General features: G+C 39.2%; 24 protein-coding genes. 23 read left to right on the top strand and 1 reads right to left on the bottom strand.

From position 1 onward, the window contains the following. Nucleotides 1-2 precede the first annotated feature (2 nt). From LMF32_RS11205 to LMF32_RS11115, 19 genes are all read left to right on the top strand, one after another. Nucleotides 3-950 (top strand): thymidylate synthase, encoded by a 948-nt coding sequence (locus tag LMF32_RS11205; RefSeq protein WP_230524801.1) that lies wholly within the window; start codon nucleotides 3-5, stop codon nucleotides 948-950. Nucleotides 951-999: 49 nt separating this feature from the next. Continuing rightward, on the top strand, nucleotides 1000-1494 hold the full coding sequence (locus LMF32_RS11200; protein ID WP_230524800.1) for a dihydrofolate reductase: 495 nt from the start codon (nucleotides 1000-1002) through the stop codon (nucleotides 1492-1494). Between the two features lie 213 nt (nucleotides 1495-1707). After that, nucleotides 1708-2547, top strand: a complete 840-nt coding sequence (locus LMF32_RS11195; protein WP_230524799.1) for a GDSL-type esterase/lipase family protein — start codon at nucleotides 1708-1710, stop codon at nucleotides 2545-2547. A 41-nt stretch (nucleotides 2548-2588) separates the two neighbouring features. Then, nucleotides 2589-3215, top strand: a complete 627-nt coding sequence (locus tag LMF32_RS11190; RefSeq protein WP_230524798.1) for a YpmS family protein — start codon at nucleotides 2589-2591, stop codon at nucleotides 3213-3215. Nucleotides 3216-3238: 23 nt separating this feature from the next. Then, complete coding sequence (gene msrA / locus LMF32_RS11185) at nucleotides 3239-3760, top strand: peptide-methionine (S)-S-oxide reductase MsrA (protein ID WP_230524797.1); 522 nt, start codon at nucleotides 3239-3241, stop codon at nucleotides 3758-3760. Beyond that, nucleotides 3760-3981 (top strand): YozE family protein, encoded by a 222-nt coding sequence (locus LMF32_RS11180; RefSeq protein WP_230524796.1) that lies wholly within the window; start codon nucleotides 3760-3762, stop codon nucleotides 3979-3981. The genes msrA and LMF32_RS11180 overlap by 1 nt, the downstream gene beginning before the upstream one ends. 21 nt (nucleotides 3982-4002) lie before the next feature. Then, nucleotides 4003-4716, top strand: coding sequence for a purine-nucleoside phosphorylase (gene deoD, locus LMF32_RS11175; RefSeq protein WP_230524795.1), 714 nt, complete (start codon nucleotides 4003-4005; stop codon nucleotides 4714-4716). Between the two features lie 78 nt (nucleotides 4717-4794). Beyond that, nucleotides 4795-6288: a S41 family peptidase gene (locus LMF32_RS11170; protein ID WP_230524794.1), complete on the top strand. Its 1494-nt coding sequence runs from the start codon at nucleotides 4795-4797 to the stop codon at nucleotides 6286-6288. Nucleotides 6289-6404: 116 nt separating this feature from the next. Further along, nucleotides 6405-6947: a signal peptidase I gene (lepB, locus tag LMF32_RS11165; RefSeq protein WP_230524793.1), complete on the top strand. Its 543-nt coding sequence runs from the start codon at nucleotides 6405-6407 to the stop codon at nucleotides 6945-6947. A 22-nt stretch (nucleotides 6948-6969) separates the two neighbouring features. Continuing rightward, nucleotides 6970-7641 (top strand): signal peptidase I, encoded by a 672-nt coding sequence (gene lepB / locus LMF32_RS11160; RefSeq protein WP_280521784.1) that lies wholly within the window; start codon nucleotides 6970-6972, stop codon nucleotides 7639-7641. Between the two features lie 130 nt (nucleotides 7642-7771). Next, nucleotides 7772-8644, top strand: a complete 873-nt coding sequence (gene ylqF / locus LMF32_RS11155) for a ribosome biogenesis GTPase YlqF (RefSeq protein ID WP_230524792.1) — start codon at nucleotides 7772-7774, stop codon at nucleotides 8642-8644. After that, complete coding sequence (locus LMF32_RS11150) at nucleotides 8637-9422, top strand: ribonuclease HII (protein ID WP_230524791.1); 786 nt, start codon at nucleotides 8637-8639, stop codon at nucleotides 9420-9422. The genes ylqF and LMF32_RS11150 overlap by 8 nt, the downstream gene beginning before the upstream one ends. A gap of 151 nt (nucleotides 9423-9573) precedes the next feature. Next, nucleotides 9574-10446, top strand: a complete 873-nt coding sequence (dprA, locus tag LMF32_RS11145) for a DNA-processing protein DprA (protein ID WP_230524790.1) — start codon at nucleotides 9574-9576, stop codon at nucleotides 10444-10446. Nucleotides 10447-10700: 254 nt separating this feature from the next. Then, the gene (topA, locus tag LMF32_RS11140; RefSeq protein WP_230524789.1) at nucleotides 10701-12779 is read left to right on the top strand and encodes a type I DNA topoisomerase; all 2079 of its coding nucleotides are present in this window, start codon (nucleotides 10701-10703) and stop codon (nucleotides 12777-12779) included. A 115-nt stretch (nucleotides 12780-12894) separates the two neighbouring features. Then, complete coding sequence (gene xerC / locus LMF32_RS11135; RefSeq protein ID WP_223155977.1) at nucleotides 12895-13794, top strand: tyrosine recombinase XerC; 900 nt, start codon at nucleotides 12895-12897, stop codon at nucleotides 13792-13794. 35 nt (nucleotides 13795-13829) lie between these two features. Then, nucleotides 13830-14369, top strand: a complete 540-nt coding sequence (gene hslV, locus LMF32_RS11130) for an ATP-dependent protease subunit HslV (RefSeq protein WP_092480070.1) — start codon at nucleotides 13830-13832, stop codon at nucleotides 14367-14369. Between the two features lie 44 nt (nucleotides 14370-14413). Next, a complete protein-coding gene (gene hslU / locus LMF32_RS11125) occupies nucleotides 14414-15835 on the top strand; it encodes an ATP-dependent protease ATPase subunit HslU (protein ID WP_230524788.1) in 1422 nt (473 codons plus the stop codon). A gap of 18 nt (nucleotides 15836-15853) precedes the next feature. Then, on the top strand, nucleotides 15854-16657 hold the full coding sequence (codY, locus tag LMF32_RS11120; protein WP_092480068.1) for a GTP-sensing pleiotropic transcriptional regulator CodY: 804 nt from the start codon (nucleotides 15854-15856) through the stop codon (nucleotides 16655-16657). Nucleotides 16658-16765: 108 nt separating this feature from the next. Beyond that, a complete protein-coding gene (locus tag LMF32_RS11115) occupies nucleotides 16766-17644 on the top strand; it encodes an aldose 1-epimerase family protein (protein WP_230524787.1) in 879 nt (292 codons plus the stop codon). A 194-nt stretch (nucleotides 17645-17838) separates the two neighbouring features. Here the strand turns inward: LMF32_RS11115 and plsY are convergent, their stop codons facing one another. Next, nucleotides 17839-18441: a glycerol-3-phosphate 1-O-acyltransferase PlsY gene (gene plsY / locus LMF32_RS11110; protein ID WP_223155976.1), complete on the bottom strand. Its 603-nt coding sequence runs from the start codon at nucleotides 18439-18441 to the stop codon at nucleotides 17839-17841. A 521-nt stretch (nucleotides 18442-18962) separates the two neighbouring features. Between plsY and parE the strand changes: the two genes are divergently transcribed. The 4 genes from parE (at nucleotide 18963) to pflA (ending at nucleotide 26786) form a co-directional block, all read left to right on the top strand. Further along, entirely contained in the window at nucleotides 18963-20960 is a 1998-nt protein-coding gene (gene parE, locus LMF32_RS11105) for a DNA topoisomerase IV subunit B (protein ID WP_092480066.1), read from the top strand. Beyond that, complete coding sequence (parC, locus tag LMF32_RS11100) at nucleotides 20950-23421, top strand: DNA topoisomerase IV subunit A (RefSeq protein ID WP_230524786.1); 2472 nt, start codon at nucleotides 20950-20952, stop codon at nucleotides 23419-23421. The genes parE and parC overlap by 11 nt, the downstream gene beginning before the upstream one ends. 296 nt (nucleotides 23422-23717) lie before the next feature. Further along, nucleotides 23718-25946, top strand: coding sequence for a formate C-acetyltransferase (pflB, locus tag LMF32_RS11095; RefSeq protein ID WP_230524785.1), 2229 nt, complete (start codon nucleotides 23718-23720; stop codon nucleotides 25944-25946). A gap of 69 nt (nucleotides 25947-26015) precedes the next feature. Continuing rightward, nucleotides 26016-26786: a pyruvate formate-lyase-activating protein gene (gene pflA / locus LMF32_RS11090; RefSeq protein ID WP_230524784.1), complete on the top strand. Its 771-nt coding sequence runs from the start codon at nucleotides 26016-26018 to the stop codon at nucleotides 26784-26786. Nucleotides 26787-26789 lie beyond the last annotated feature (3 nt).

The raw sequence follows: 26789 nt of genomic DNA, 5'->3' as shown, positions 1-26789 counted from the left end.
AAGTGGAAGAAGCTTATTTAGCGTTAGGGAAAAAAATACTTGAAGAAGGTGTCAATAAAGGGGATCGCACAGGTACAGGAACCAAAAGCATATTTGGTCACCAGATACGTTTTGACTTGCAAAAAGGATTTCCTTTGTTGACGACAAAAAGAATTCCATTTCGATTGATCAAAAGCGAACTGCTTTGGTTCATCAAAGGTGATACAAGCATTCGTTACTTGTTGGAGCAAAACAACCATATTTGGGATGAATGGGCGTTTGAACGTTACGTAAAAAGTGCCGAGTATAAAGGGCCAGACATGACAGATTTTGGCAGACGAGCTTTGGTCGATGAAGAATTTAATGAGCTTTACCAAGTTGAAATGACAAAGTTTACAGAGCAGATATTGCAGGATGAAGCATTTGCAGCGCAATATGGAGAACTAGGGAATGTGTACGGATCTCAGTGGAGAAATTGGAAGACGTCTCAAGGAGAAACCATTGATCAGCTAAAAGAAGTGATTGAAATGATCCAAAAAACTCCTGATTCTAGAAGATTGATCGTCTCTGCATGGAATCCGGAAGATGTGCCTAACATGGCGTTGCCGCCGTGTCATACGCTATTTCAATTCTACGTTGCAGAAGGAAAACTGAATTGTCAATTGTACCAGCGCAGTGCAGATGTCTTTTTAGGTGTTCCTTTCAATATTGCCAGCTATGCTTTGCTGACTCATTTGATTGCCCATGAAACGGGACTGGAAGTTGGAGAGTTTGTTCATACTTTTGGAGATGCTCATTTGTATGTGAACCATATTGAGCAAATGAAAGAGCAATTAGCTAGAGAACCTCGCGCTTTTCCAACACTTAAACTAAATACAGACAAAAAAAGCATCTTTGATTTTGAGATGGAAGACATTGAAATCAGTGACTACCATCCGCATCCAAGAATCAAAGCTCCAATAGCTGTTTAGAACAGCTCAGTTGGAGACAGATAGGAAGAAAAAGCAGGGGGAATAACAGATGATAGCATTTTTATGGGCAGAAGACCAAAAAGGGTTGATCGGAAAAAACGGGACATTACCTTGGTATTTACCAAATGATCTGAAGTATTTTAAACAGGCTACCATTGGGCAAGCAGTAGTCATGGGACGGAAAACCTTTGAAGGGATGGGCAAAAAGCCTCTTCCAAATCGAATCAATATTATTTTGACAACTGATAAAGATTATCAAGCTGAAGGTGTCGAAGTCATGCACAGCCGAGAAGAAGTATTGAAATTTGCCGAAAGATATGAAAAAGATACTATGATCATTGGCGGTTCAGGAGTATTCCAACATTTCTTAGACGATGTAGATATGTTGCATCGGACCGTTATTGAGCAGGAATTTGAAGGAGATACTTATATGGTTCCCATGAACTGGGATGAATGGACTTTAGTTCGATCTGAAGTAGGTGAATTAGACGAAAAAAATAAGTATCCTCATCGTTTTGAATTGTACAAACGGAAAACTCGATAACGAAACAGCTCTGAACTTTACTGCTTTATAGGGGTAAAGTTCAAGCATGTTTTATTTTTTTATAAATTTTTGAGATATATGGGTCTAGAACTTATTTTTTGTGAGAAAAGATGGTAAAATGGGTTGGATTCAACCAGTTGAAAAAAGCTGGCAGAAAAAAGTTATTTTTGAATATCATTTGGAAAGAAAAGAAAGGAAGCAAGTGTCATAATCATGAAAAAGATACGTTCATTACTGACTAGTTTGCTGTTCCTCGTGTTAGTGAGTTTACTGGTAGTGTTTGTCTTAAATACCGTACTGAATCAGCCGGAAAAAGAAGAGCGGGCAAAAGAAATTCCCCAGAAAGTTGAATTAGTCGCTATTGGAGATTCTTTAACAGAAGGTGTCGGAGATAGTTTAGGCAGCGGGGGATACGTTCCAAGAGTAGCTGAGCTGATGGAAGAAACAAAGCCTGTATCTGAAGTTATTACCCATAATTTTGGTGTAAGCGGCAATCGCAGCGACCAAATCCTATCCCGTATGGAAACCGATCCTGAAATTGAAGCAGCTGTAAAAGAAGCGGATATGGTGATTTTTACGGTTGGAGGAAATGACATCATCAAGACCTTTAAAAATGAATTGCTGAATGTCCAATTGGAGAGTTTTAAAGAACCTTTAAACATGTACGAGCAAAATATCGAAAAAATGATCGAGATGGTTCAACAATGGAAGCCTGATACAGAGATTTATTTGTTTGGCGTGTATAATCCTTATGCACTTTACTTTTCAGAGATTGAAGAGATGCAAGTGATTCTTGATGAATGGAATAAAAAAACGAGTTCCATCGCTCAGCAATATGACAATACACATTATGTGCCGATCGATGAAGCTTTTGTTGTTGAAAGCAATTTGACAGACGTCAAAGCTGCGCAATCATCGCCGGAAAATACTCAAGTGATTGAGAATTCTTATTTATACGAAGATGATTTATTTCATCCAAACGATGCAGGCTATAGTAAAATGGCTGGCATCTTGTTCAATGAAATGAAGAAACATGAAGACCTTTTGGATTAATGAAGCAAGAATTGATATAATGCAGCTAAAAAGGAGAGCCTATGGAAGAGAAACGAGCAAAGAAACAAACTAAATCTCCAATCAATTATTGGAAGTGGGCTTTTTTAACATTAGCAGCCGTTTTGTTGGGTGCGGGCATTTGGCTGGTCCAACAGCTACAAGTTCAACCGGCTGGTCAAGAAATCGTCAATGAAACAGCAGTCGATACTTCAGATGTGATGACATTTAGTGTGTCCGCACGAAAAGAAGAAGTCACACAATTGATGAATCAATATATTGAAGAAGAAGTTGCGGGAAGTAACGTGAACTATGAAGTTCTTCTGGATGAAACGTTCCAGTTAGCGGGAAGTTTTCAATTGTTTGGGTTTGAAGTGCCCTTCAATTTATTCATGGATCCTTATGTGACTGAAAATGGCAATATCCAGTTGAAAGCAAACGAATTATCATTAGGCAGATTGAATTTGCCGATTTCATTTGCGATGAACCAAATAGGCAGTCAATTATCTATTCCAGATTGGGTAGTGATCAATGGAGAGAATGAAACGATCACTTTTAATTTAAATGAATTTCAACTGGAAAGCGGGATGTTTTTCTCTGCTGAACGAATCGATCTGGTGGAAAATGACATTTTAGTCAACGTACACGTGCCTGCTTCTACAAATGAATAATATAAAGAAAAGAGGAAATGAAGATGTTTGAAACAGCTGTTTTTGCAGGAGGATGCTTTTGGTGTATGGTCTCTCCTTTTGATCAACAACCAGGAATCAAGTCCGTTGTCTCTGGATATACAGGGGGCCACACGGTTGATCCAACTTACGAAGAAGTAAAAACACAATTGACTGGTCACACAGAAGCCGTAAAGATTACTTTTGACCCTAAAGTGATCTCTTATGGAGAATTGGTCGAAATTTACTGGAACCAAACTGATCCGACAGATGCAATGGGGCAATTTATGGATCGCGGCAGCAGTTATCGACCGGTGATTTTTGTAGAAAATGAAGAACAACGTGCAGTTGCAACGGCTTCTAAAGAAACTTTAGCGGCAAGCGGCAAATACACTAAACCGATCGTTACTACTATAGAAGATAGTTGTCCATTCTACGAAGCCGAAGAAGAGCACCAAGAGTTTTACCGTAAAAATCCAGAGCGCTACCAGCAAGAAAAAGAAGAACGAAAAGAGTATACAAATAAACAAAAAATGGGGCAAGTTTGATGACTAGATCGTTTTACCATTATTTAATGACCGAAAGAGACGGCAACATGAAAGACCCGATAACGGTTTTTTCCAACGCTGCTTTTCGAGACACTGATTTTCCAAAACAATCAAAAGATTATCATGAAATCAGCCATTATTTAGAAATGTATGGCACCTATTTAGATTCGATGACTATTTTTGATGACGCATGGGAAAGATACCAATCAACAAAAAAATAAAAATTATTGGAGGAATTAGACATGAGTGTACATATTGAGGCTAAAGAAGGACAAATTGCAGAAACGATTTTATTACCTGGAGACCCATTACGTGCAAAATACATCGCAGAAACGTTTTTAGAAGATGTAGAACAATACAATTCTGTCAGAAATATGTTTGGTTATACAGGCACCTATAAAGGGGAACGCATTTCTGTTCAAGGAACCGGCATGGGGTTGCCTTCAATCATGATTTATGCAGAAGAATTGATCACACAATACAATGTTCAAAATTTGATTCGTGTAGGAACTGCCGGCGGAATGAAGGAAGACATCAAAGTACGTGACGTTGTTATTGCTCAAGCAGCTACAACTGATTCTAGCGCAGTAGCAAATACGTTTAATGGACAAGTTCATTTTGCCCCTATTGCTGACTTTGACTTATTGAAAGCAGCTTATGATTCAGGAATCGAAAAAGGATTGAATATGCGTGTAGGAAACGTATTGTCAGCGGACCGCTTCTACAACGAAGAATTGGACAAGAAAAAATTGGCTGATTATGGGGTAATGGCCGTTGAAATGGAAGCTGCGGGTCTTTATACATTGGCTGCTAAATACAATCGTAATGCATTGGCTATTTTGACAATCAGCGACCATTTGATAACCGGTGAAGAAACATCTGCTCAAGAACGCCAAACTACTTTCAATGATATGATCGTTATCGCATTAGATGCAGCTTTGAAAGTCAAAAAATAGTCTTAGAGAAGGAAAAGTGATACACTTTTTATCAAGTAAACAACTTGCCAACTTATGGTGATCAGAAAGGAGCACTTTATGAAAAATGACGATCAAAACAAGAAAAAGTTAAAACGTGTTCATCCTGCAGCTTTCGGCGCTTCTTTAGTGGTAGTAGCATTGCTATCCGTTGGCATGACACTGTTGGCGACACATGCTGCTGGACCGGATGTTCCAACTGCAGAGTCTTCCAGCTCAGCAGCTTCCAGTCAATCTGAATCTGCTGCAACCAGCAGCAGCGGAATTGATTACACTAAATTTGAATCGGTTTATAATACATTGATGACGACTTATTATGAAGAAGTCGATGGTGCAGCTTTAATGGAGGGTGCTCTTTCAGGTATGACAGAAGCTGTTGGAGATCCTTACACCGAATACTTGGACTTATCCGATTCAGCTAATTTGAATGAAAGTATTGATGCTTCGTTTGAAGGTATTGGAGCAGAAGTTCAAAAACAAGGCGATAATATCATGATCGTTTCTCCTATCGCAGGCTCCCCGGCTGAAAAAGCAGGATTATTGCCAAACGATATTATTCTTAAAGTAGATGATCAAGAATTAAATGGTCTTTCGTTAAACGAAGCCGTTTCTTACATCCGTGGAGAAAAAGGCACACAAGTCGTACTGACTATCCAAAGAGGAGATAGTACTTTTGAAGTAACGATCACAAGAGATACGATTCCTGTAGAGACGGTTATTTACAATCTTGATAAAGAAGACCCTACGATAGGATATGTAAGTATTACCAGCTTTTCGACACCGACTTATGAGGAATTAGTAGCGGCTGTTGAAGACTTGAGATCGCAAGGAGCGAAATCATTTGTCTTTGATGTTCGACAAAACCCAGGTGGTCTATTAGATGGCGCTATCACTATTTCAAATATGTTCTTAGAAGATGGAGAAGTAATCCTGCAGACAGAAGAACGGAATCAAGAACCTGTGCCTGTAGTAGCTGATGATGCTTCCTATGGCGAATTCCAAATCACAGAGCCTTCTGTTTTATTGGTTGATGAAGGAAGCGCCAGTGCCTCTGAGATTTTAGCAGGGGCCTTGCAAGAATCAGCTGAATTGCCGATCATCGGATCAAAAACATTTGGTAAAGGGACTGTACAGTCTGTTATTCCTTATGCAGATGAAAGCGAACTGAAACTAACGATTGGGAAATGGTTGACGCCTGAAGGCAACTGGGTCCACGATAAAGGATTAGAACCGGATGTTGTTGTTGAGCTGCCTGACTATGCCTACTTGTTGATGATCAATTCATCAGAAACTTACCAACAAGGTGACACTTCAGCGGAAGTGGAGAACTTAGAAAAAGTGATCGAAGCTTTAGAATATGAAGTTGGTTCTGCTGACGGTTACTTTGATGAGGACACTACTAAAGCAGTAGAAGAGTTTCAAGCGGATCAAGATCTAGAAGTGAATGGCGTTGTCACTGGAGATACCGCATTGGCGTTAATTACGGAGTTGCGCGAACTGATCGATGCAAATGATACACAATACGAGGAAGCAGTTGAATACCTTAAACAATAATTAATGAAAAAAGAAGACCCAGTGTCTTCTTTTTTTTCTGGAAACCAACAAAAACATAGTTATTTCAGCAAATTTTTAGTATGATAAAGATAAATGAAGTTTGGAGCGGGAATAAGATGAAAAAATATTGGAAGGAAAATTTGAAAGGTTGGCTGAAAGCAGCTTTATTTGCCTCTGTGGCAGTAGCCATTATAAAAAGCTTTCTTTTTCTTCCTGTTGCTATTGAAGGATCATCGATGTTTCCAACGTTTCAACAAAACGATCAAATCATCGTGGGAACGATCCATCAAATCGAACGGTTTGATGTCATTGTTTTTCGAGATGATGTCAATCGGACATTTGTCAAACGTGTGATCGGTCTTCCTGGTGAGAGTATTCGGTATGAAAATGATCAATTGTTTGTGAATGACCAACCAGTAAAGGAGTCTTTTTTGAACAATGATTATGTCGAAAAAGCAGGCGGAGTTTGGACTTCTAATTTTACTCTAGAAAGTTTGACCGGAGAAGCCGTGATTCCAGAAGGCCATTATTTTGTTTTAGGCGATAATCGACGGCTTAGCCATGACAGCCGATATTACGGGCCTATTCCTGCAGAGATGATCGTAGGAGAAGCCATTATGGTATACTATCCATTACCAAGAATATCTGTGGTCAATTAAATGATGAAGGTAGGAGATAGAAGTGCAAAACAATCATGACTCAACTAATAAGCAAGAGAATTCATCGTTTGAACCAAGAAAAACTAAATACCCTTCCCAGAAAAAGAAAGGGTCTAAGACACCTGATAAAGAACCTGTGAGTAAAGTAAGAGAATTTATCAGCACGCTGTTATATGTGGTAGTGGCTTTAGCCATCTTTTTACTAGTGAGACATTTTCTGTTTGCTCCGGTAAGTGTTGAAGGAGATTCTATGGTGCCGACGTTGCATGACAATGATCGGTTGATCTTAAACAAGGTAGCGGATATCGACCGGTTTGACATTGTGGTTTTTGACGCTCCCGACGAGCCTGGCAAACAATACATCAAACGAGTCATCGGTGTTCCTGGAGACATGGTGGAAATGAGAGACGATCGGTTGTATGTCAATGGAGAAGAAGTCCCTGAAGAGTATTTAAACAGCGAATATTTCACAATTGACGAGACAGATCAATTTACGGAAGATTTTAATCTGGCTATTCTAACAGGTCAAGATGTTGTTCCGGAAGGGCACTATTTCTTGATGGGAGATAACCGGATCAATTCAAAAGACAGCCGCTATTTTGGGTTCGTAAAAGACAGTCACATTACTGGAACGACGGATTTGAGAATCTGGCCGTTGAAAGATTTTGGAGACGTCAATCAAGCTAACGAGTAATCAGGAAACAAAACAAGGTGAATATACAATAGGATAAGACTAATCAAGAAACTTTGACCTAGCGCTTTGAGGTCAAGTTGTGATTAGTTTTTATTTTTGGAAAAAAAAAGAAATAAAGGACGTGAGACTTATGGCGACAATACAATGGTATCCAGGTCATATGGCAAAAGCAAAGAGACAAGTAGCAGAAAAATTGAAATTGGTAGATGTTGTTTTTGAATTGGTTGATGCACGACTTCCAGAATCTAGTCGAAACCCTGTGTTGGATGAGATCATTCAACACAAACCTCGTATTTTGATTTTAAACAAAAGTGATCTGGCGGACAGACGAGCAACTCAACAGTGGATCAGTTATTACGAAAAACAAGGTATTCCAGCTATTCCTATCGTAGCTCAAGAAGGAAAAGGAATGAAAGAAATCACCGCAAAAGCTCAAGAGTTAATGAAGCCTAAATTTGATCGTATGGCTGAAAAAGGAATGAAGCCGCGTCCGATTCGTGCAATGAGTATTGGTATTCCAAACGTAGGAAAATCTACACTGATCAACCGACTAGTGAAGAAAAACATTGCTAAGACTGGAAACAAGCCAGGTGTTACTAAAGCACAGCAATGGTTGAAACTAGGAAAAGAAATCGAATTATTAGACACACCAGGTATTCTATGGCCAAAATTCGAAGATCCTGCCATTGGAAAAAAATTAGCATTGACAGGAGCTATCAAAGATACTTTGCTGAATATAGATGACATTGTATTATATGGATTAAACTTTTTGAAAGAAAATCATCCGGATGCATTGGCTAAGAGATACAATTTGGACAAAGAAGACTTGAACTTGAGTGATGCTGAATTATTGATGCTGATCAGTGAAAAAAGAAACTTTAGAGACGATTACGAACGAGCAGCTGAAATGGTCTTACATGAGATCCGCAGTGGTAAAATAAGTCCTTTTACCTTAGACGTAGTGCCGGTTAGTCTGTCTGAAGGAGATAGCGAGAATGACTGATGCACAAAAGCCGCTGAGTATAACGGAAGTAAAAAACATTTTGCAAACGATTGTTGATCCTGATGATGAACGCTTAAAGGAATTTCGCTTAGACGCGCGTAAAGGCGTGATTGCGGCTGTAAGAAGCTGGGACAAAAAAGCAGAAAAACAGCAATTGGCACAAGAAAAACTCCAGGAAATGCTGGCGTACGAAAGACGAGCATGGGCTCATGGTAAAGGGTTTATTGCCGGAGTAGATGAAGTAGGCCGTGGACCATTGGCTGGTCCTGTTGTTTCTGCGGCTGTTATTTTACCGGAAGATTTCAATATCGTAGGTATCAATGACTCGAAACAACTTTCATTAGCTAAACGAAATGAGTTATTTGATATCATCCAAGAAAAAGCATTGGCTGTTGGAGTTGGCATCAAAGACGCTGCAGTTATTGATCAAGTCAATATTTATGAAGCCTCAAAATTAGCTATGCTGGAAGCGATCGAACAAATGCCGATTCAGCCTGATCACTTGCTGGTGGATGCTATGACGTTGCCGCTACCGGTCTCTCAAGAAAGCATCATTAAAGGAGACGCCAAAAGTGTCTCGATCGCAGCTGCTAGTATCATTGCAAAAGTCACTCGTGACCGAATGATGGAAGAATATGATGTTATGTATCCGGGATACGGTTTTCCAAACAATGCGGGATACGGCACAAAAGAACACCTGACTGCCTTAGAAGACTTAGGGGTTACTCCTATTCACCGCAGAAGTTTTGCTCCAGTGAGAGAAGCCTTACTCAACTAAGGTATATTCCATTGTCGCGAATATAAACAAGTTAAACACCCATAAACTGAGGTTTTTTAAACCTTTTTATGGGTGTTTTTTAGGTTTTTTTTATCTTTCACGTACTTCCTCTTTGTTTACGTATCTTTTAGGTAAAGGAGTGTGAAAGAGCATGTTGGAAATAGATAAAATAAATCAAGTCATGCTGCATTTTTCATTGTGCAAAGGACTTGATGCGACTCAACGCATTATGATGGGCGTCATTTTAATGGAAGAACCTAATGTAACGTTAGCAGAACTCGCTGACAGAGTTGGGATGAAAGAAAAGCAAAAAGCATTGTTTTACGCTAGTTATGCTGCTATAGATTTGGAGCAAATCATAGAAGACTACAAGAAGTTGGGAATTCAGTGGGTGTCTTTTTTTGATGCTTCTTTTCCACATTATCTGAGACACATTTATGACCCGCCATCATTGTTATTCTATAAAGGAAATATTGATTTGTTAAAAGAGAATTTATTGTCTGTTGTTGGTTCAAGAGCACACAGCCGATATGCTGCAGAAGTTTTGGAAGCTTTTGTTCCAAGGCTTATCGACAATGATTTTGTATTAGTCAGCGGATTAGCTAAAGGGGTCGACACATTGACTCATCAATTGACGATCAAGCATTCCGGAAAGACCGTAGCGGTTATCGGCTGCGGATTGGATCAATGCTATCCTTATGAAAATAAAGTCTTACAAGAAGTAATTGCAAAAGAACATTTGCTGTTGTCTGAATACCCAGCGGGCACTAAACCGCTTAGACACCATTTCCCGATGCGGAATCGGATCATTGCTGGAATCAGTTTAGGGACTTTGGTGATAGAGGCTAAATACCGCAGCGGCAGTTTGATTACGGCTAATATCGCATTGAAAGAAGGACGAGAGGTCTTTGCGGTTCCGGGAAATATTACGAGTCCATTCAGCGGTGGGACAAACGATTTGATCGTTCAAGGAGCGACATGTGTATTGAGTGGAGAAATGCTGGTCGAAAACTACTTGAAATAAAAAAACTTTTATATTTTATAATGGGATTAACTATAGAGGAAAGATTGGTGAAGAAACGTTGGTGCAGATTGACTTTGGGCCCTTTTTGAATAGGCTTTTGAAATAAGGGTATTTTCCTGTTTAGTTGAAAGTCTTTCATTTGAATAGTTGACAAACGACTAGTGAATAGCATAAGATGATTTACGATTTCAGTTAGCTATTATTAATCGATTAGATAAGTATAAACAAACTGTTCAAATGAGAGGAGTTTTTATTTGGCCTATAAATATTTGGTGATCGTTGAGTCGCCTGCTAAAGCAAAAACAATTGAAAAGTATTTAGGAAAAAATTACAAAGTGGTGGCAAGTTTAGGTCATATCAGAGATCTTCCTAAAAGTCGTATGGCAATTGATACCGAAAACAACTATGAACCCGAATACATTTCTATCAGAGGCAAAGGTCCTTTGATCAAAGAATTAAAAAAATTTGCAAAAAAAGCTGATAAAGTCTATCTCGCAGCCGATCCGGATAGAGAAGGAGAAGCTATTGCATGGCATTTATGCCACTTATTAGGCTTAGATATAGAAGATAAAAATCGTGTTGTCTTTAATGAGATCACAAAAGACGCTGTAAAAGGTGCTTTTAAAGAACCGCGCTCCATCAATATGGATTTAGTAGACTCTCAACAAGCTAGACGTGTACTAGACCGTTTAGTTGGATATACAATCAGTCCTATTTTATGGAAAAAAATCAAAAAAGGCTTAAGTGCGGGAAGAGTTCAATCAGTAGCCTTGAAATTGATTTGCGACCGTGAAGAGGAAATCAATCAGTTTGAACCTGAAGAGTATTGGACGATTGATGGTAACTTCAAAAAAGGAACAAAGAAATTTAAAGCAGCCTTTTATGGAGTAAATGGTAAAAAGACTAAATTGTCTGATTCCAAAGATGCTCAAAAAATCATCAAACAAATGGATGGCGATGAATTTGAGATTACTAAAGTAGTCAAAAAAGAACGGAAACGTAACCCGTCCCTTCCATTTACTACCAGCAGTATGCAACAAGATGCAGCGCGTAAAATCAATTTCAAAACACGTAAAACAATGATGATCGCTCAACAGTTATACGAAGGTATTTCTCTTGGACGTGGTGGAGCTGTCGGATTGATCACTTATATGCGTACAGATTCTACTCGTATCTCAGATACAGCTAAAAATGAAGTGTATGAGTTCATCCAAAAGACTTACGGCGACGAATATACGAATTCAAAAGCACGTGTAGGGAAAAAAGCTGAAAGTTCTCAAGATGCGCATGAGGCTATTCGACCTTCTAGTGTCATGAGAACCCCGGAAGAGATTCAAAAGTATCTATCAAAAGATCAGTATAAATTATACAACCTGATTTGGTCTCGCTTTGTAGCTAGTCAAATGAAACCAGCTGTTTTTGACACGATGACAGTAGATTTGGAACGCAATGATGTTCTGTTTAGAGCGAATGGTCAAAAAATGAAGTTCCCTGGATATCAAAAAGTCTATATCGAATCAACGGATAGCGGAAAAGCAGAAAAAGATAATGTTTTACCGCCTTTAGAAGAAGGGGAAATAGCTACAACAGTGGATATCGAGCCAAAACAACATTTTACTCAACCACCCGCTCGTTTCTCAGAAGCTACGTTGATCAAAACGCTGGAAGAAAACGGTGTAGGTCGTCCTTCAACTTATGCGCCCACATTGGATACGATCCAAAGAAGATATTACGTTAAGTTAGCTGCTAAACGATTTGAACCGACTGAATTAGGAACTATCGTCAATGGCATGATCGCAGAATTCTTCCCTCAAATTGTAGACGTCCACTTCACTGCAGAAATGGAAAAAAATCTGGACCAAGTGGAAATTGGAGAAGAAGAATGGAAAAACGTTATTGACCAATTCTACAAACCGTTTAAAAAAACAGTTGAAGTAGCAGAAGAACAAATGGAAAAAATTCAAATCAAAGATGAACCGGCTGGTTTTGACTGTGAAGTTTGTGGTCATCCGATGGTGATCAAAATGGGTCGATATGGAAAATTCTATGCATGCAGTAATTTCCCTGAATGTCGAAATACGAAAGCTATCGTTAAAGATATTGGAGTGACTTGTCCAACGTGTAATAAAGGAAACGTCATCGAAAGAAAATCGAAGAAAAACCGTATTTTCTATGGCTGCGACCGTTACCCAGACTGCGAGTTCATCTCTTGGAATAAACCAGTTGGCCGAAACTGTCCGAAGTGTGAGCATCACTTAGAAGAAAAGAAAGTCGCTAAGGGCAAACAAGTCATTTGCAGCAACTGTGATTATAAAGAAGAACTTCAAAAATAATTGGATAAATGAGGATAAAATCTGCTATTAAGTTTCGTTTAAAGAATCCTCAATCGATTGTAATCCCTTTTCTGGTATGATAAAGTTACTTTGTCATACGAGTGGAGGGATTTTTTTGAGCAATCAAAAGTTGATTGAGCTTTTCTTAAATTATTTGATTTCAGAGCGTGATTATTCCGTCCTCACTAAGAAAGCCTATCAAGAAGATATTGAGCAATTCAATGTTTTCTTGCAACAGACAGGAGATTCGGACTTTAGTAAAGTGACGATCCAAGATGTCAGGATTTACTTAGGCGAATTAAACGAAAATAAATTAAGCCGAAATAGTGTTTCACGAAAAATATCCAGTTTACGTGCTTTTTATCAATTCTTACTGCGAAATAACTTAGCGGAAGATAATCCTTTTTCCTATGTGCATTTAAAAAAGAAGAATTTACGGTTGCCTCGTTTTTTTTACGAAAAAGAAATGGATGTTTTATTTCAAGTAGTCAAAGGAGAAAATCCACTAGATTATAGAAACGAAGCGATTTTAGAAGTGTTGTACGGCACTGGGATTCGAGTCAGTGAATGTGCAGGGATTGAGATGAAAGACATCGATTTTGAATTGAATGTCTTATTGATTCGTGGAAAAGGAAACAAAGAACGATATGTTCCATTTGGTCATTATGCTGCAGTTGCTATCCAACAATACATCAAAAAAGCGCGTGACCCATTAATGAAAAAATATCAAAAAAGACATTCTGTTTTATTTGTGAACCACCACGGAGATGGGATCTCTTCAACAGGGATCGAATACGTGCTGAACCAAGTTATCAAAAAAAGCAGTCTTACTTCAGATATACACCCACACATGCTTCGTCACACATTTGCAACTCACTTATTGAACAACGGTGCTGACATGCGTACGGTTCAAGAATTGTTAGGACATTCGAGTTTATCATCTACTCAAATCTATGCTCATGTGACCAAAGAAAAACTACAAAAAAATTATCGTCAATTTCATCCAAGAGCGTAAGAACCTCTTGGTTAAAGTAAATGGAGGAATTTAAGATGACAGAGTTTCATTCTACAACTATATTTGCGATCCAACATAACGGAAAAAGTGCTATGGCTGGTGACGGTCAAGTAACAATGGGCGAGCAAGTCATCATGAAAGGAACAGCTCGTAAAGTAAGACGCTTATACAACGATGAAGTGGTTACGGGTTTCGCCGGCAGTGTAGCAGACGCGTTCACTTTGGAAGAGAAATTTGAAAGCAAGTTAAATGAATATAAAGGAAACCTGACGCGTGCAGCTGTTGAGTTGGCACAAGAATGGCGCACAGACAGAACATTGCAAAAATTAGAAGCGTTATTGATCGTGATGAATAAAGATGAAATGCTGCTGGTTTCAGGAAATGGCGAAGTGATTCAACCTGATGATGGCATACTGGCTATCGGATCAGGCGGAAACTTCGCTTTGGCCGCAGGAAGAGCTTTGAAGAAACATGGAGCAGATCTTTCTGCTGTTGAGATTGCACGAGAAGCTCTTGAAACAGCTGCAGACATTTGCGTGTTTACCAACCATAACATCATCGTTGAAGAGCTGTAAAAACCAAAACAGTTGGATAATATGAAACAAGGACGTGAAGATCAATGAATCAATTAGATAATATTACACCTAGACAAGTCGTGACTGAGTTGGACAAATACATTGTCGGTCAGCACAATGCGAAAAAATCAGTAGCTGTTGCTTTGCGCAACCGTTACCGTCGTTCACATTTGAATGAAGACATGCAGCAAGAGATCACTCCAAAAAACATTTTAATGATCGGAGCTACTGGTGTCGGTAAAACGGAAATTGCCAGACGTTTAGCTTCTATTGTAAAAGCTCCTTTTGTCAAAGTCGAAGCGACTAAATTTACAGAGGTTGGATACATCGGCCGTGATGTTGAATCTATGGTCCGCGATTTAGTAGAATCGTCTATCCAAATCGTCAAAAAACAACAATACTCGAATGTATATGTGCAAGCAGAGAAAAGAGCTATTGAACGCATTTCTAAAATCTTGGTACCAGGAATCAAAAAAGAACAACGCCAAGATAACATGAACAACAATCCCTTTGGAGCTATGTTCCAAAATATGGGCATCAATCCGAATGATCTAAATCCTGAAGAAGAATCTGAAGAAGTCACACCTGAGATCTCTACTAATCGGACGAAGATCCAACAGCAAATTCGCGACGGTTTATTAGATACCCGTGAAGTGACCATCAAAGTAGACGAACAAAAGAAACCGATGAATTCACCAATGAATGCTGGTTTGGAACAAATGGGGATCGATTTATCTGATACTTTTGGTGCTTTGTCTCCTAAGAAAAAAGTAGAGAGAAAAGTAACGGTTAAAGAAGCAATCGATATTTTCATCCAAGAAGAATCTGAAAAATTGGTTAACGCTGAAGACATCAATGCAGAAGCAGTCAAATTGGCAGAAAACTCAGGGATCATTTTTATTGATGAAATCGACAAAATCACCTCTAAAGGGAAAAATGATGGACAAGTTTCAAGAGAAGGTGTTCAAAGAGATATCTTGCCGATCGTTGAAGGGTCATCTGTCAATACGAAGTACGGTACTGTGAATACAGATCACGTTCTGTTTATTGCTTCAGGAGCTTTCCACGTTGCCAGACCAAGCGATTTGATTCCCGAACTGCAAGGACGCTTCCCGATTCGTGTAGAGTTGGACGATTTAACCAAAGAAGATTTCGTCAAAATTTTAACGGAACCAAACAATGCTTTGATCAAACAATACCGTGAATTGCTGAAAACAGAAAATATTACAGTAACATTCACTTTCGAATCGATTGAAAGAATGGCAGACATCGCTTACCAAGTAAATGCAGAAACAGACAATATCGGAGCCCGCAGATTGCATACGATTTTGGAAAAAGTATTGGAAGACTTATTATTTGAGGCTCCAGATATGCAAATGGGAGAAATCACGATCACAGAAAAATATATCGATGACAAACTCCAACATATCGTGGCGGACAAAGATTTGAGCCGTTATATCCTGTAACTTGGTGGTGAATGAAAGATGGAAGAATTATTAGAAAAAATGCGTAAAATGAATCGCATCCTTCAAACCGTTGGAGGAATCGTGGATTCGGAAAGTGCAGATGATCAGCTGCCTTTTACAAATTTGACCAAAAATTTGGGCAATATATTAGAAGCGAATACCTATTTGATTGATGAAAAAGGTAAATTGTTGGGCTTTTTTGAAAAACATGCCATCAACAATGATCGCGTAAAACAAATGTTGATCGAAAAACAATTTCCGGCGAATTACGCAAATAGTATGTTGGAGATTACACGCACAACGTCGAATATAGGGATTGAGAGCGACTATACTGTGTTCCCGATTGAGTCGCGGGAAATAGTGACTTCGGGATTAACGACGATCATTCCGATTTTTGTTGGCGGCGAACGATTAGGCACATTGATCTTGGCTCGAGAAACACCTGAATTCGGAAACAGCGATTTGATTCTTGGGGAGCATGCGGCAATCATCGTAGGCATCGAAGTCTTGAATATCAAAAAGCAAGGAATCGAAAAAGAGGCTCGTGACGATGCTACAGTCCAATTAGCTTTAAATACCCTGTCTTATAGCGAATACAAGGTTATAAAGGCTATATTTGAGCAATTAGACGGATTAGAAGGGCGAGTAACGGCTGCAAACATCGCAGACGAAGTTGGTGTTACCCGTTCTGTGATCGTTAATGCGTTAAGAAAATTAGAATCTGGCGGGATCATTGAATCTCGGTCTTTAGGTATGAAAGGGACATACATTCGAATCAAAAACGAAAAACTGCTCCAAATGTTGGAGAAAGAAATCGTCTGATTCGATTCTTGAACTTTTATCCCATAGAAAAAGCCTCTGTAGTGGAGGCTATTTTCTTATATTAAAATTGTTCTATCGAAAACCAATTATCTTATGAGGTGAAAAACTATGTCCATCATCCTAAAAAGCAATCAATTAACAGTAGTCGTTTCAACAAAAGGTGCTGAGCTTCAAAGTATCCAAAAAACGGATACGGGTGCGGAATACCTTTGGCAAGGAGATCCAACTTATTGGAATCGAAAAGCTCCCGTATTGTTTCCTATTGTAGGTCGATTGAAAGACAATCAATACACGTATAAAGGTCAATCGTATACGATGAATCAACATGGGTTTGCCAGAGATGCAGTTTTCACTGTCCTTGAAGAAACTGAAAACCGCGTTACATTGCAATTTAAAGCTAATGAAGAAACAAAAAAAGCGTATCCGTTTGATTTCTCCCTTTGTATTACCTATACAGTAATGGAGGACAAAGTGTCTGTAGAATATGCCGTCCAAAACACCAATGAATCAGAAGTACTTTATTTCTCTATCGGAGGACATCCAGGATTTAATGTTCCATTAACAGAAGATACCGCATTTGAAGACTATTACCTTAGTTTCTTGCCTAGAAAATCGCGCAAACAAATTCCTTTGAGCGGACCATTTGCCGATCCTGCACAAACAACTCTAGCTCAAACCAATACAACGCTTAGATTAAGCAGAGAGTTGTTTGAGAACGATGCTTTGGTGTTTGAAGTGAAAGAGAAAAATACATTTAGTATTCTCTCCGACAAAACAGAGCGTTCTGTCTCTGTGATGTTTGAAAACTATCCATATGTCGGAATCTGGTCTGTACCTGGAAAAGAAGCCCCGTTTGTGTGTATCGAACCTTGGCATGGAATCGCCGATACAGTGGATGCCTCAGGTGATTTAGAAGATAAATTAGGGATTCGTTCATTGCCTGGTAAAGAAACCTTTACTACGAGTTATACGATCCAATTGACTTGATAAAACGATTCAGTATACATAAAGACGTAACACCTTGTTGGCTAAAGGTGCTCCGTCTTTTATTGATTTTTTAGAACGTCTTTCCTACATTCGACAGGCAGAAGGTTTCTAAAGAAAAAAATAACCGTCCAATTTATTTAGGACGGTTATTTCTTCATTTTGGTACCTATTCTATTGCGTATGTTGCATCAAGGTTACTGTTCCTTTTTGTAACGAAAGCCAAAAGGAATTTTACTTTCTGTACCATTTTTGATCCGAACAATGTTTTCTCGGTGACGATAAGTAATAAAAATCGTCAATACAAAAGCGATGGCCGTTAAGATCCAATCATTGATAAACAATGAAGAAATCGTAATCAGTACTAGAGCTGTCATACTGCTTAAGCTGACCATGCGTGTAAAGTATAACAGAATACCAAATACTAAGATACAATAGATAAAAAACGGCGGATTGTAAGCTAGAACTACTCCTGCACTCGTAGCAACAGCTTTCCCACCTTTAAATTGCGCAAATAACGGATAAGTATGTCCTAAGACTGCCGCAAGCCCAACGACCATCGGGCTTAAATTTGAATCAAAAAAGTAAGGCAAGCTGGCACCCAAAGTCCCTTTGAGCAAATCAGCCGCTAAAACAGCTATTCCGGCTTTTACACCTAATACACGAAATGTGTTTGTGGTTCCCATGTTTCCGCTACCATGTTGTCGAATGTCAATATTGTATATTTTTTCCCCGATCCATACACCTGAGGGAATCGATCCTAGAAGGTACGATAGCACAAACATTAGTATTGTTGTCATCGATCCATTTCTCTCCTTACCAACTTGATTTGTCGCGTACGACCATTTTACCACTTATTTTTTTAAAATACTATCATAGAAATAACGGCTTCATGGAAGAAAGAGGGAAAGAGCATGAAGAATAACCTATTGAAAAAAGGACTTATTGAATAGAAGCTGCCATTTTGGTGAAATTTTTGGTATAATAATACGAACACTTATTCGGTTTCGAACAGATATTGACTACTATTCATAAAATAGGTATGATTTGAATGTTCTTTTTTGCTCAGATCTAAGGAGCAAAAAGCTGCATGATCCGCTATTGGATACAGGAATCAAAGAAATGCAACAGTGAATCATTTTGTGCAAAAGTTTGTCTGGACCGTAGAAAATACAGCTGTTTTAAAGCATCGATTGTTATTTTTTACGTTGTAATCGCAATAAGTGTGTTAAAATGATTTGGTCTATGAGTGGATGAAGCTCAACATTAGTCGTATGAACATACGATAAGAAATTGCATGGTATAGGGAGTTTTGAAAGATATGGCAAAAAATAATTATGAATACAATGATTCTTCCATCCAAGTATTAGAAGGTTTGGAAGCTGTCCGTAAGCGACCAGGGATGTATATTGGTTCGACGGATACAAGAGGATTGCATCATCTGGTTTATGAAATAGTAGACAACTCTGTAGATGAAGTGCTTTCCGGGTACGGAGATAAGATCGTCGTGACATTGCATAAAGACGAAAGCATCTCTGTTCGAGATAATGGACGCGGAATGCCAATTGGAATGCATTCATCTGGAATCCCCACTATCCAAGTCATTTTTACTGTTTTGCATGCCGGTGGGAAGTTCGGACAAGGCGGATACAAAACTTCAGGTGGTCTTCACGGTGTAGGGGCCAGTGTAGTAAACGCTCTTTCAGAGAAATTGTCAGTTACCGTTTACCGCGATGGCATCCAGTACACTCAAGAATTTGTTGAAGGCGGGAAACCAAAAGGAAAGCTGACTAAAAAGAAAAACACGACTGAAAAGAATGGTACAATGGTTCACTTCAAACCCGACCCGACAATTTTTTCAACCACAACATTTTCTTATGATGTGTTATCGGAACGGTTAAGAGAATCGGCCTTCTTATTGAAAGATGTCCGGATCGAATTGATCGATGAACGAAGCGACAAAGAAGAAATTTTCCACTATAAAGAAGGAATCAAAGAGTTTGTTGATTACTTGAATGAAGACAAAGACATCTTGACTCCAGTAGCCTACTTTGCTGGTGAAAGTAACGGGATCGAAGTGGAATTTTCTTTCCAATACAATGACGGCTATTCTGAAAACATTTTGTCTTTTGTTAACAATGTACGGACAAAAGACGGCGGTACTCATGAAGCTGGAATGAAAACATCCTTAACGAAAACCTTCAACGAATATGCCCGAAAAGTCGGCTTATTGAAAGAGAAAGACAAGAATTTAGAAGGTACTGACGTCCGTGAAGGATTGGCCTCGGTTATCTCTATTCGAGTACCAGAAGACTTGCTGCAGTTTGAAGGACAAACAAAGAGCAAATTGGGTACTCCTCAAGCTCGTTCGGCGATTGACGCGGTTATCAGCGACCAAATGAATTACTATTTAACAGAGAACGGCGAATTGAGCCAGCAATTGGTTCGTAAAGCTATTCGAGCAAGAGAAGCTCGTGATGCAGCGCGTAAAGCCCGTGACGAGTCCAGAACGGGGAAAAAACGCAAGAAGAACGATGCCCTTTTATCTGGTAAATTAACACCTGCTCAAGGGAAAAATGCTAAAAAGAATGAATTGTACTTGGTAGAGGGAGATTCAGCCGGCGGTTCAGCAAAACAAGGTCGAGACCGTAAATTCCAAGCGATTTTGCCTTTACGAGGGAAAGTCGTCAACACGGAAAAAGCCAACATCCAAGACATCTTGAAAAATGAAGAGATCAACACCATGATCTATACGATTGGTGCAGGTGTCGGACCAGAATTCACTATTGAAGACTGCAACTACGACAAAGTCATCATCATGACAGATGCGGATACCGATGGAGCTCATATTCAAGTACTGCTGCTGACGTTTTTCTACCGTTACATGAAGCCATTGATCGAAGCAGGGAAAGTCTATTTGGCATTGCCGCCTTTATATAAACTGTCTAAAGGTTTCGGCAAAAACGAAAAGATCGCTTATGCCTGGACAGATGATGAATTGGTGGATGTTACGAAAAAATTCGGTAAAAATTATGTCTTGCAACGTTATAAAGGTTTAGGAGAGATGAATGCCGATCAATTGTGGGACACGACCATGAATCCTGAAACGAGAACCTTGATTCGAGTCCGTATCGACGATGTGGCCCAAGCTGAAAAACGTGTGTCTGTCTTGATGGGGAATAAAGTTGAGCCAAGACGGAAATGGATCGAATCACATGTAGAGTTTTCACTTGAAGAAGGCGGAAGCATTTTAGAAAACTCTCAAATTATGAACGATAATGAATTAGAAGATGAAGGAAGTGCCATAGATGGAGAATAGAAACGATATTCAAGAACTTACTTTAGAAGAAGTTATGGGAGATCGATTTGGACGGTACTCCAAATACATTATTCAAGAGCGTGCGCTGCCTGATATACGTGATGGATTAAAACCTGTACAAAGACGAATCCTCTTTTCTATGAATGTGGAAGGAAACACCTCAGAAAAAGGGTTTAGAAAATCTGCTAAGACTGTCGGAAACGTTATTGGTAACTACCATCCTCATGGGGACTCTAGTGTATACGAAGCGATGGTTCGTTTGAGCCAAGACTGGAAACAACGTCAAGTTTTAATCGAAATGCACGGGAATAACGGGAGCATGGATGGCGATCCTCCTGCAGCGATGCGGTATACGGAAGCTCGTTTGTCTTCTTTTTCAGATGAATTGCTTAGAGACATCGATAAAGAAACCGTTGATTTTATTTTAAACTTTGATGATACGGCAGAAGAACCTACTGTTTTGCCAGCGCGTTACCCTAACTTGCTGGTCAATGGAGCTACTGGGATCTCTGCCGGGTATGCGACTGACATCCCTCCTCACAATTTGAGTGAAGTTATTGATGCAGCGGTATACTATATCGATCATCCTACAGCAACGACAAAAGAATTGATGCAATACCTTAAAGCACCTGATTTTCCGACAGGCGGAATTATCCAAGGGATCGATGGAATAAGAAAAGCCTACGAGACAGGCAGAGGGAAAATCATCGTTCGCTCAAAAACGGAGATTGAAGAACTGCGCGGCGGAAAACAGCAGATTGCTGTCTCTGAGATTCCTTATGAAGTCAATAAAGCCAATTTAGTGCGTAAAATAGACGAGATTCGTTTGAACAAAAAAATCGACGGTATCTCAGAAGTACGTGATGAAACAGATAGAGAAGGCTTGAGAATTGTTATAGAACTGAAAAAAGAAGCGAATGCTGAAGGTATTTTAACGTACTTGCTGAAAAATACCGAATTGCAAGTCAACTACAACTTCAATATGGTCGCTATCGATAATAAACGTCCGATGCAAGTAGGTATCGCTCGAATGTTGGAAGCGTATCTAGAGCACAAAGAAGAGATCGTCACTAGACGTACTCGTCATTTGCTGCGTAAAGCGGAACACAGACAACACATTGTAGTAGGGTTGATCAAAGCTGTTTCGATTATGGATCAATTAATCGCTACTATTCGTAAGAGTAAAGATAAAAAGAATGCCAAAGAAAACATTATGAAAGCATTCGGTTTTACAGAGATCCAAGCAGAATCGATCGTCTCTTTGCAACTGTATCGCTTATCGAATACAGACGTTACGGCGTTGGAAAAAGAAGCTGACGAATTGAAGAAAGCCATTGAAAGTTACCAAAAAATATTGAGTACTCCAAAAGAAATGAAACGTGTCATCAAAGCTGAGTTGAAAGAAATCAAGAAGAAATACGCTACTCCTCGTTTGACACAATTGGAAGAAAAAATCGAAGAGTTGAAGATCAATAAAGAAGTGTTGATCTCTGAAGAAGAAGTAGTTGTCGTTGTTACGAATGAAGGCTATATCAAACGTTCAAGTCTTCGGTCTTATACGGCATCTCCTGCTGAACAAATCGGAATGAAGGAAGGCGACTATCCGATTTTTGTAGATAAACTGACGACGTTGGATCATTTATTGATCTTTACCACTAGAGGGAATGTCATTTATCGTCCAATCCATGAATTGGTGGATGTGAAATGGAAAGACATGGGAGACCACATTTCTCAATACATCAGTTTAGAACCGGAAGAGAGAGTTCTAAAAGCGTTTGGATTCAAAGAATTTTCTGCAGGACCTACTTTTACGTTAGTATCAAAAGAAGGGTTCATCAAACAAACCGAGGTTGAAGCCTTTAAACCTTGGAGAAGTTACAAATCGAAAACGACGTCTGCCATGAAGTTAAAAACACCAACGGATCGGTTAGTAAATGTTGAAATGAGTGAAAATACCTTGATGCAAGATGTTTTCCTTGTGACCCATCGTGGATTTGGCTTGCGTTATGCCTTAAGTGAAGTGCCTGTAGTAGGTGCTAAAGCAAGTGGTGTCCGTTCAATCAATCTAAAAGAAGAAGACTATGTAGTAAATGGACTCTTGATCGACAATGAAGCTCCTAAAGTGGAATCTTTAGTTGTGTCTCAAAGAGGAGCCGTCAAGAAAATGGACTTAAGAGAGTTTGCTCCTTTAGCTCGAGCTCAACGTGGATTGATGGTCTTTAGAGAATTGAAGAAAAATCCTCATCGTGTTTCTTTAGTGGAAAAAGTCACTCACGAAGAGAATGAGTCATACTCAATCATCACAACGAAAGACAAAGTGATTGATGTGATACCGAAGAATTACGCTTCCAGCGATCGATACAGCAATGGTTCCTTTGTTTTAGACCAAACTGCTGATGGAGAACCAAAAGCGATCAAAGAGCCTAATATCGTTCATATCAAGGAAGAAACCACCTTATAGACCAAAAGAACTAAACCGGACCTGGTTTAGTTCTTTTTTTATTATCATTCAATTATAATAACTAAAACCTATTTCATGTGATTGTCATATCTATTTAAAAATAAACAGATAATGATGATGTTCACAAAATAAAAAAGCTGTTATTACAACAAAAAGTGCAAAATCATCCCGTAGCGGATACAACAGCTTGTTTAAAAAATTCAACAGATAATAGTTTCTATTTTTTTAATATGTGATATAATGAGCTTGTAAAAATACTTATTGCGTTAAATCATTTTATTAATGGAGGTTACTATATGGAACAATGGAAGAGATTCAAAGGAAAAGTATGGAAGGAAGAAGTAAATGTAAGGGATTTTATTCAACAAAACTATACTCCTTATGATGGAACAGATGAATTTTTGGCAGGACCAACACAAGAGACATTAACATTGTGGGATCAAGTGTCTGATTTAAACCGTCAGGAACAACAAGCTGGCGGTGTCTTAGATATGGACACAAAGGTCGTTTCTACGATTACTTCACATGATGCTGGGTATTTAGACAAAGACTTAGAAAAAATCGTTGGATTCCAAACAGAAAAGCCATTCAAACGCAGCTTGCAGCCTTTTGGCGGAATCCGCATGAGCGAAATGTCAGCAGAGTCTTACGGATATAAAATAGATCCAGAAGTGTCTCACATCTTCCGTGATTACCGCAAAACACATAACCAAGGGGTATTTGATGCCTATACAGAAGAAATGCGTGCAGCTCGACGAAGCGGAGTTATTACTGGCCTGCCGGATGCATATGGTCGTGGACGGATCATTGGGGACTATAGACGTGTAGCTTTATATGGTGTGGATTACTTGATCGAGAAAAAGAAAGAAGATTTAGATAATACCGGCTTTGGTACAATGAGCGAAAACATCATTCGCGACAGAGAAGAATTGAACGAGCAGATTCGTGCTTTAGCAGAATTGAAAGAATTAGGCCACATTTACGGGTTTGATATCTCTCAACCAGCCAGAACTGCAAAAGAAGCTTTCCAATGGTTGTACCTTGGTTATCTGGCTGCTGTTAAAGAACAAAACGGCGCAGCTATGTCACTAGGACGTACCTCTACATTCTTAGACATTTATATTGAGCGTGACTTAAAAGAAGGTGTATTGACGGAAGAAGAAGCTCAAGAAATCGTGGACCACTTTGTCATGAAATTACGTTTGGTCAAATTCTCCCGTACACCTGAATACAATGATCTGTTTTCAGGAGATCCAACATGGGTTACAGAAGCTATTGCCGGCGTAGGGATTGATGGTCGCCACATGGTAACAAAAAACAGTTATCGTTTCTTGCACACCTTATCAAACTTAGGACCAGCTCCTGAACCAAACTTGACGATTCTATGGTCTAAACAATTACCAGAGAACTTCAAACGCTATTGTGCAAAAGTATCGATTGCTTCCAGTGCTGTCCAATACGAAAATGACGATATCATGCGTGTAGAATGGGGAGACGATTACGGCATCGCTTGTTGTGTGTCTGCTATGAGAATCGGAAAACAAATGCAATTCTTCGGAGCTCGCGCCAACTTGGCTAAGACATTGTTGTATGCGATCAACGGTGGTATCGATGAAAAATCTAAAACACAAGTTGGACCTAAATACCAACCAATCACATCAGAATACTTGGATTATGATGAAGTCATGGAAAAATATCAAGCGATGATGGAATGGATCGCTGGTTTGTATTTGAACACGCTGAACGTCATTCATTATATGCATGACAAATACTCTTATGAACGTATCGAAATGGCTTTACATGACAGCGAAATCTTAAGAACGATGGCCACAGGAATTGCCGGATTCTCCGTAGCGATTGATTCACTTTCAGCGATCAAATACGCCAAAGTTAAAACGATCCGTGATGAAAATGGATTAGTCGTCGATTACAGTATCGAAGGAGATTACCCTAAATTCGGAAACAACGACGATCGCGCAGATGACATCGGTATTTGGTTATTGAAAACATTCATGAATGAAGTGAAGAAACATCCTGCATACCGAGGAGCAACTCATACAACCTCAATCTTAACAATCACTTCTAATGTTGTTTATGGTAAGAAAACAGGGAATACACCAGATGGACGTCGTTCAGGAGAACCGTTTGCTCCAGGTGCCAACCCAATGCACGGAAGAGATACACATGGAGCTTTAGCTAGTTTGACTTCAGTTGCTAAGATGCCGTACAAATATTCTTTAGATGGTATTTCAAATACGTTCTCCATCATTCCAAAAGCGCTAGGGAAAGAAGATGTGATCCAACAAGAAAATCTTGCCAGCATGTTAGATGGGTATGTGACAAAAGGCGGACATCATCTAAACGTAAACGTCTTTAACCGAGAAACATTGATGGATGCAATGGAACATCCTGAAAATTACCCTCAATTGACGATTCGTGTATCAGGATACGCCGTAAACTTTATCAAATTGACTCGTGAGCAACAATTAGACGTTATCAATCGAACAATGCACGAAAATATGTAAGTGAAGTAAAAAGAGAGAAGAGCTGGGAAAATGGTTTCCTGGTTCTTCTTTAATAAAGGAGTAATCGTTATGGAAGAGAAGAAGCCTGTCATAGGGTATGTACATTCAAATGAAAGCTTTGGTTCGGTAGATGGCCCGGGAATTCGTTTTGTCTCATTTATGCAAGGTTGTCGGATGAGGTGCGAGTTTTGCCATAACCCGGATACGTGGAATATCGGCGGAGGTACACCTTATACACCTGAGGAATTGCTCGAAGAAGCTTTGCAGTATCAAGACTATTGGGGACAAAGAGGCGGTATTACAGTAAGTGGCGGAGAACCTTTGCTGCATATTGATTTTTTGATTGAATATTTCAAGTTGGCCAAAGCAGAAGGGGTGCATACCACATTAGATACTTGCGGGCAGCCTTTCACTTATGACGAACCTTTTTTCAGCCGATTTGAAGAATTGATGGCGTATACGGATCTATTGTTATTTGATGTAAAGCACATTGATGATGAAAAACATAAAAAATTGACGATGCATTCTAACGTCAATATCTTGAATATGGCTCGTTATTTGTCAGAGATTGAAAAACCTGTATGGATCAGACACGTGCTGGTTCCTGAACGTTCAGATTTCGATGAAGATTTGATTCGACTAGACCAATTTATAAAGTCATTAAAAAATGTTGTGAAAGTAGAGATTCTTCCTTACCATAAATTAGGTGCATACAAGTATGCAGCATTGAACATACCGTACAAATTAGACGGGATAGAACCGCCTACAGCAGATAGAATTGAAAATGCTAATCGACTTTTACATGTAGACGATTACAAATTGTACCAATTTGTTCAATAATCC

This window comes from Desemzia sp. C1 (genome assembly GCF_020882875.1).
GTDB classification, from domain to species: domain Bacteria; phylum Bacillota; class Bacilli; order Lactobacillales; family Carnobacteriaceae; genus Desemzia; species Desemzia incerta.
The sequence above is the reverse complement of the archived record's forward strand: the minus strand, read 5'-3'. Positions and strand labels throughout refer to the sequence as shown.

Bases quoted from the DNA above. Each gene is read 5' to 3' on its own strand.
- LMF32_RS11200 (WP_230524800.1), top strand. From the start codon at position 1,000: ATGATAGCATTTTTATGGGCAGAAGACCAAAAAGGGTTGATCGGAAAA.
- LMF32_RS11195 (WP_230524799.1), top strand. From the start codon at position 1,708: ATGAAAAAGATACGTTCATTACTGACTAGTTTGCTGTTCCTCGTGTTA.
- LMF32_RS11190 (WP_230524798.1), top strand. From the start codon at position 2,589: ATGGAAGAGAAACGAGCAAAGAAACAAACTAAATCTCCAATCAATTAT.
- msrA (WP_230524797.1), top strand. From the start codon at position 3,239: ATGTTTGAAACAGCTGTTTTTGCAGGAGGATGCTTTTGGTGTATGGTC.
- LMF32_RS11180 (WP_230524796.1), top strand. From the start codon at position 3,760: ATGACTAGATCGTTTTACCATTATTTAATGACCGAAAGAGACGGCAAC.
- deoD (WP_230524795.1), top strand. From the start codon at position 4,003: ATGAGTGTACATATTGAGGCTAAAGAAGGACAAATTGCAGAAACGATT.
- LMF32_RS11170 (WP_230524794.1), top strand. From the start codon at position 4,795: ATGAAAAATGACGATCAAAACAAGAAAAAGTTAAAACGTGTTCATCCT.
- lepB (WP_230524793.1), top strand. From the start codon at position 6,405: ATGAAAAAATATTGGAAGGAAAATTTGAAAGGTTGGCTGAAAGCAGCT.
- ylqF (WP_230524792.1), top strand. From the start codon at position 7,772: ATGGCGACAATACAATGGTATCCAGGTCATATGGCAAAAGCAAAGAGA.
- LMF32_RS11150 (WP_230524791.1), top strand. From the start codon at position 8,637: ATGACTGATGCACAAAAGCCGCTGAGTATAACGGAAGTAAAAAACATT.
- dprA (WP_230524790.1), top strand. From the start codon at position 9,574: ATGTTGGAAATAGATAAAATAAATCAAGTCATGCTGCATTTTTCATTG.
- hslV (WP_092480070.1), top strand. From the start codon at position 13,830: ATGACAGAGTTTCATTCTACAACTATATTTGCGATCCAACATAACGGA.
- hslU (WP_230524788.1), top strand. From the start codon at position 14,414: ATGAATCAATTAGATAATATTACACCTAGACAAGTCGTGACTGAGTTG.
- codY (WP_092480068.1), top strand. From the start codon at position 15,854: ATGGAAGAATTATTAGAAAAAATGCGTAAAATGAATCGCATCCTTCAA.
- LMF32_RS11115 (WP_230524787.1), top strand. From the start codon at position 16,766: ATGTCCATCATCCTAAAAAGCAATCAATTAACAGTAGTCGTTTCAACA.
- plsY (WP_223155976.1), bottom strand. From the start codon at position 18,441: ATGACAACAATACTAATGTTTGTGCTATCGTACCTTCTAGGATCGATT.
- parE (WP_092480066.1), top strand. From the start codon at position 18,963: ATGGCAAAAAATAATTATGAATACAATGATTCTTCCATCCAAGTATTA.
- parC (WP_230524786.1), top strand. From the start codon at position 20,950: ATGGAGAATAGAAACGATATTCAAGAACTTACTTTAGAAGAAGTTATG.
- pflB (WP_230524785.1), top strand. From the start codon at position 23,718: ATGGAACAATGGAAGAGATTCAAAGGAAAAGTATGGAAGGAAGAAGTA.
- pflA (WP_230524784.1), top strand. From the start codon at position 26,016: ATGGAAGAGAAGAAGCCTGTCATAGGGTATGTACATTCAAATGAAAGC.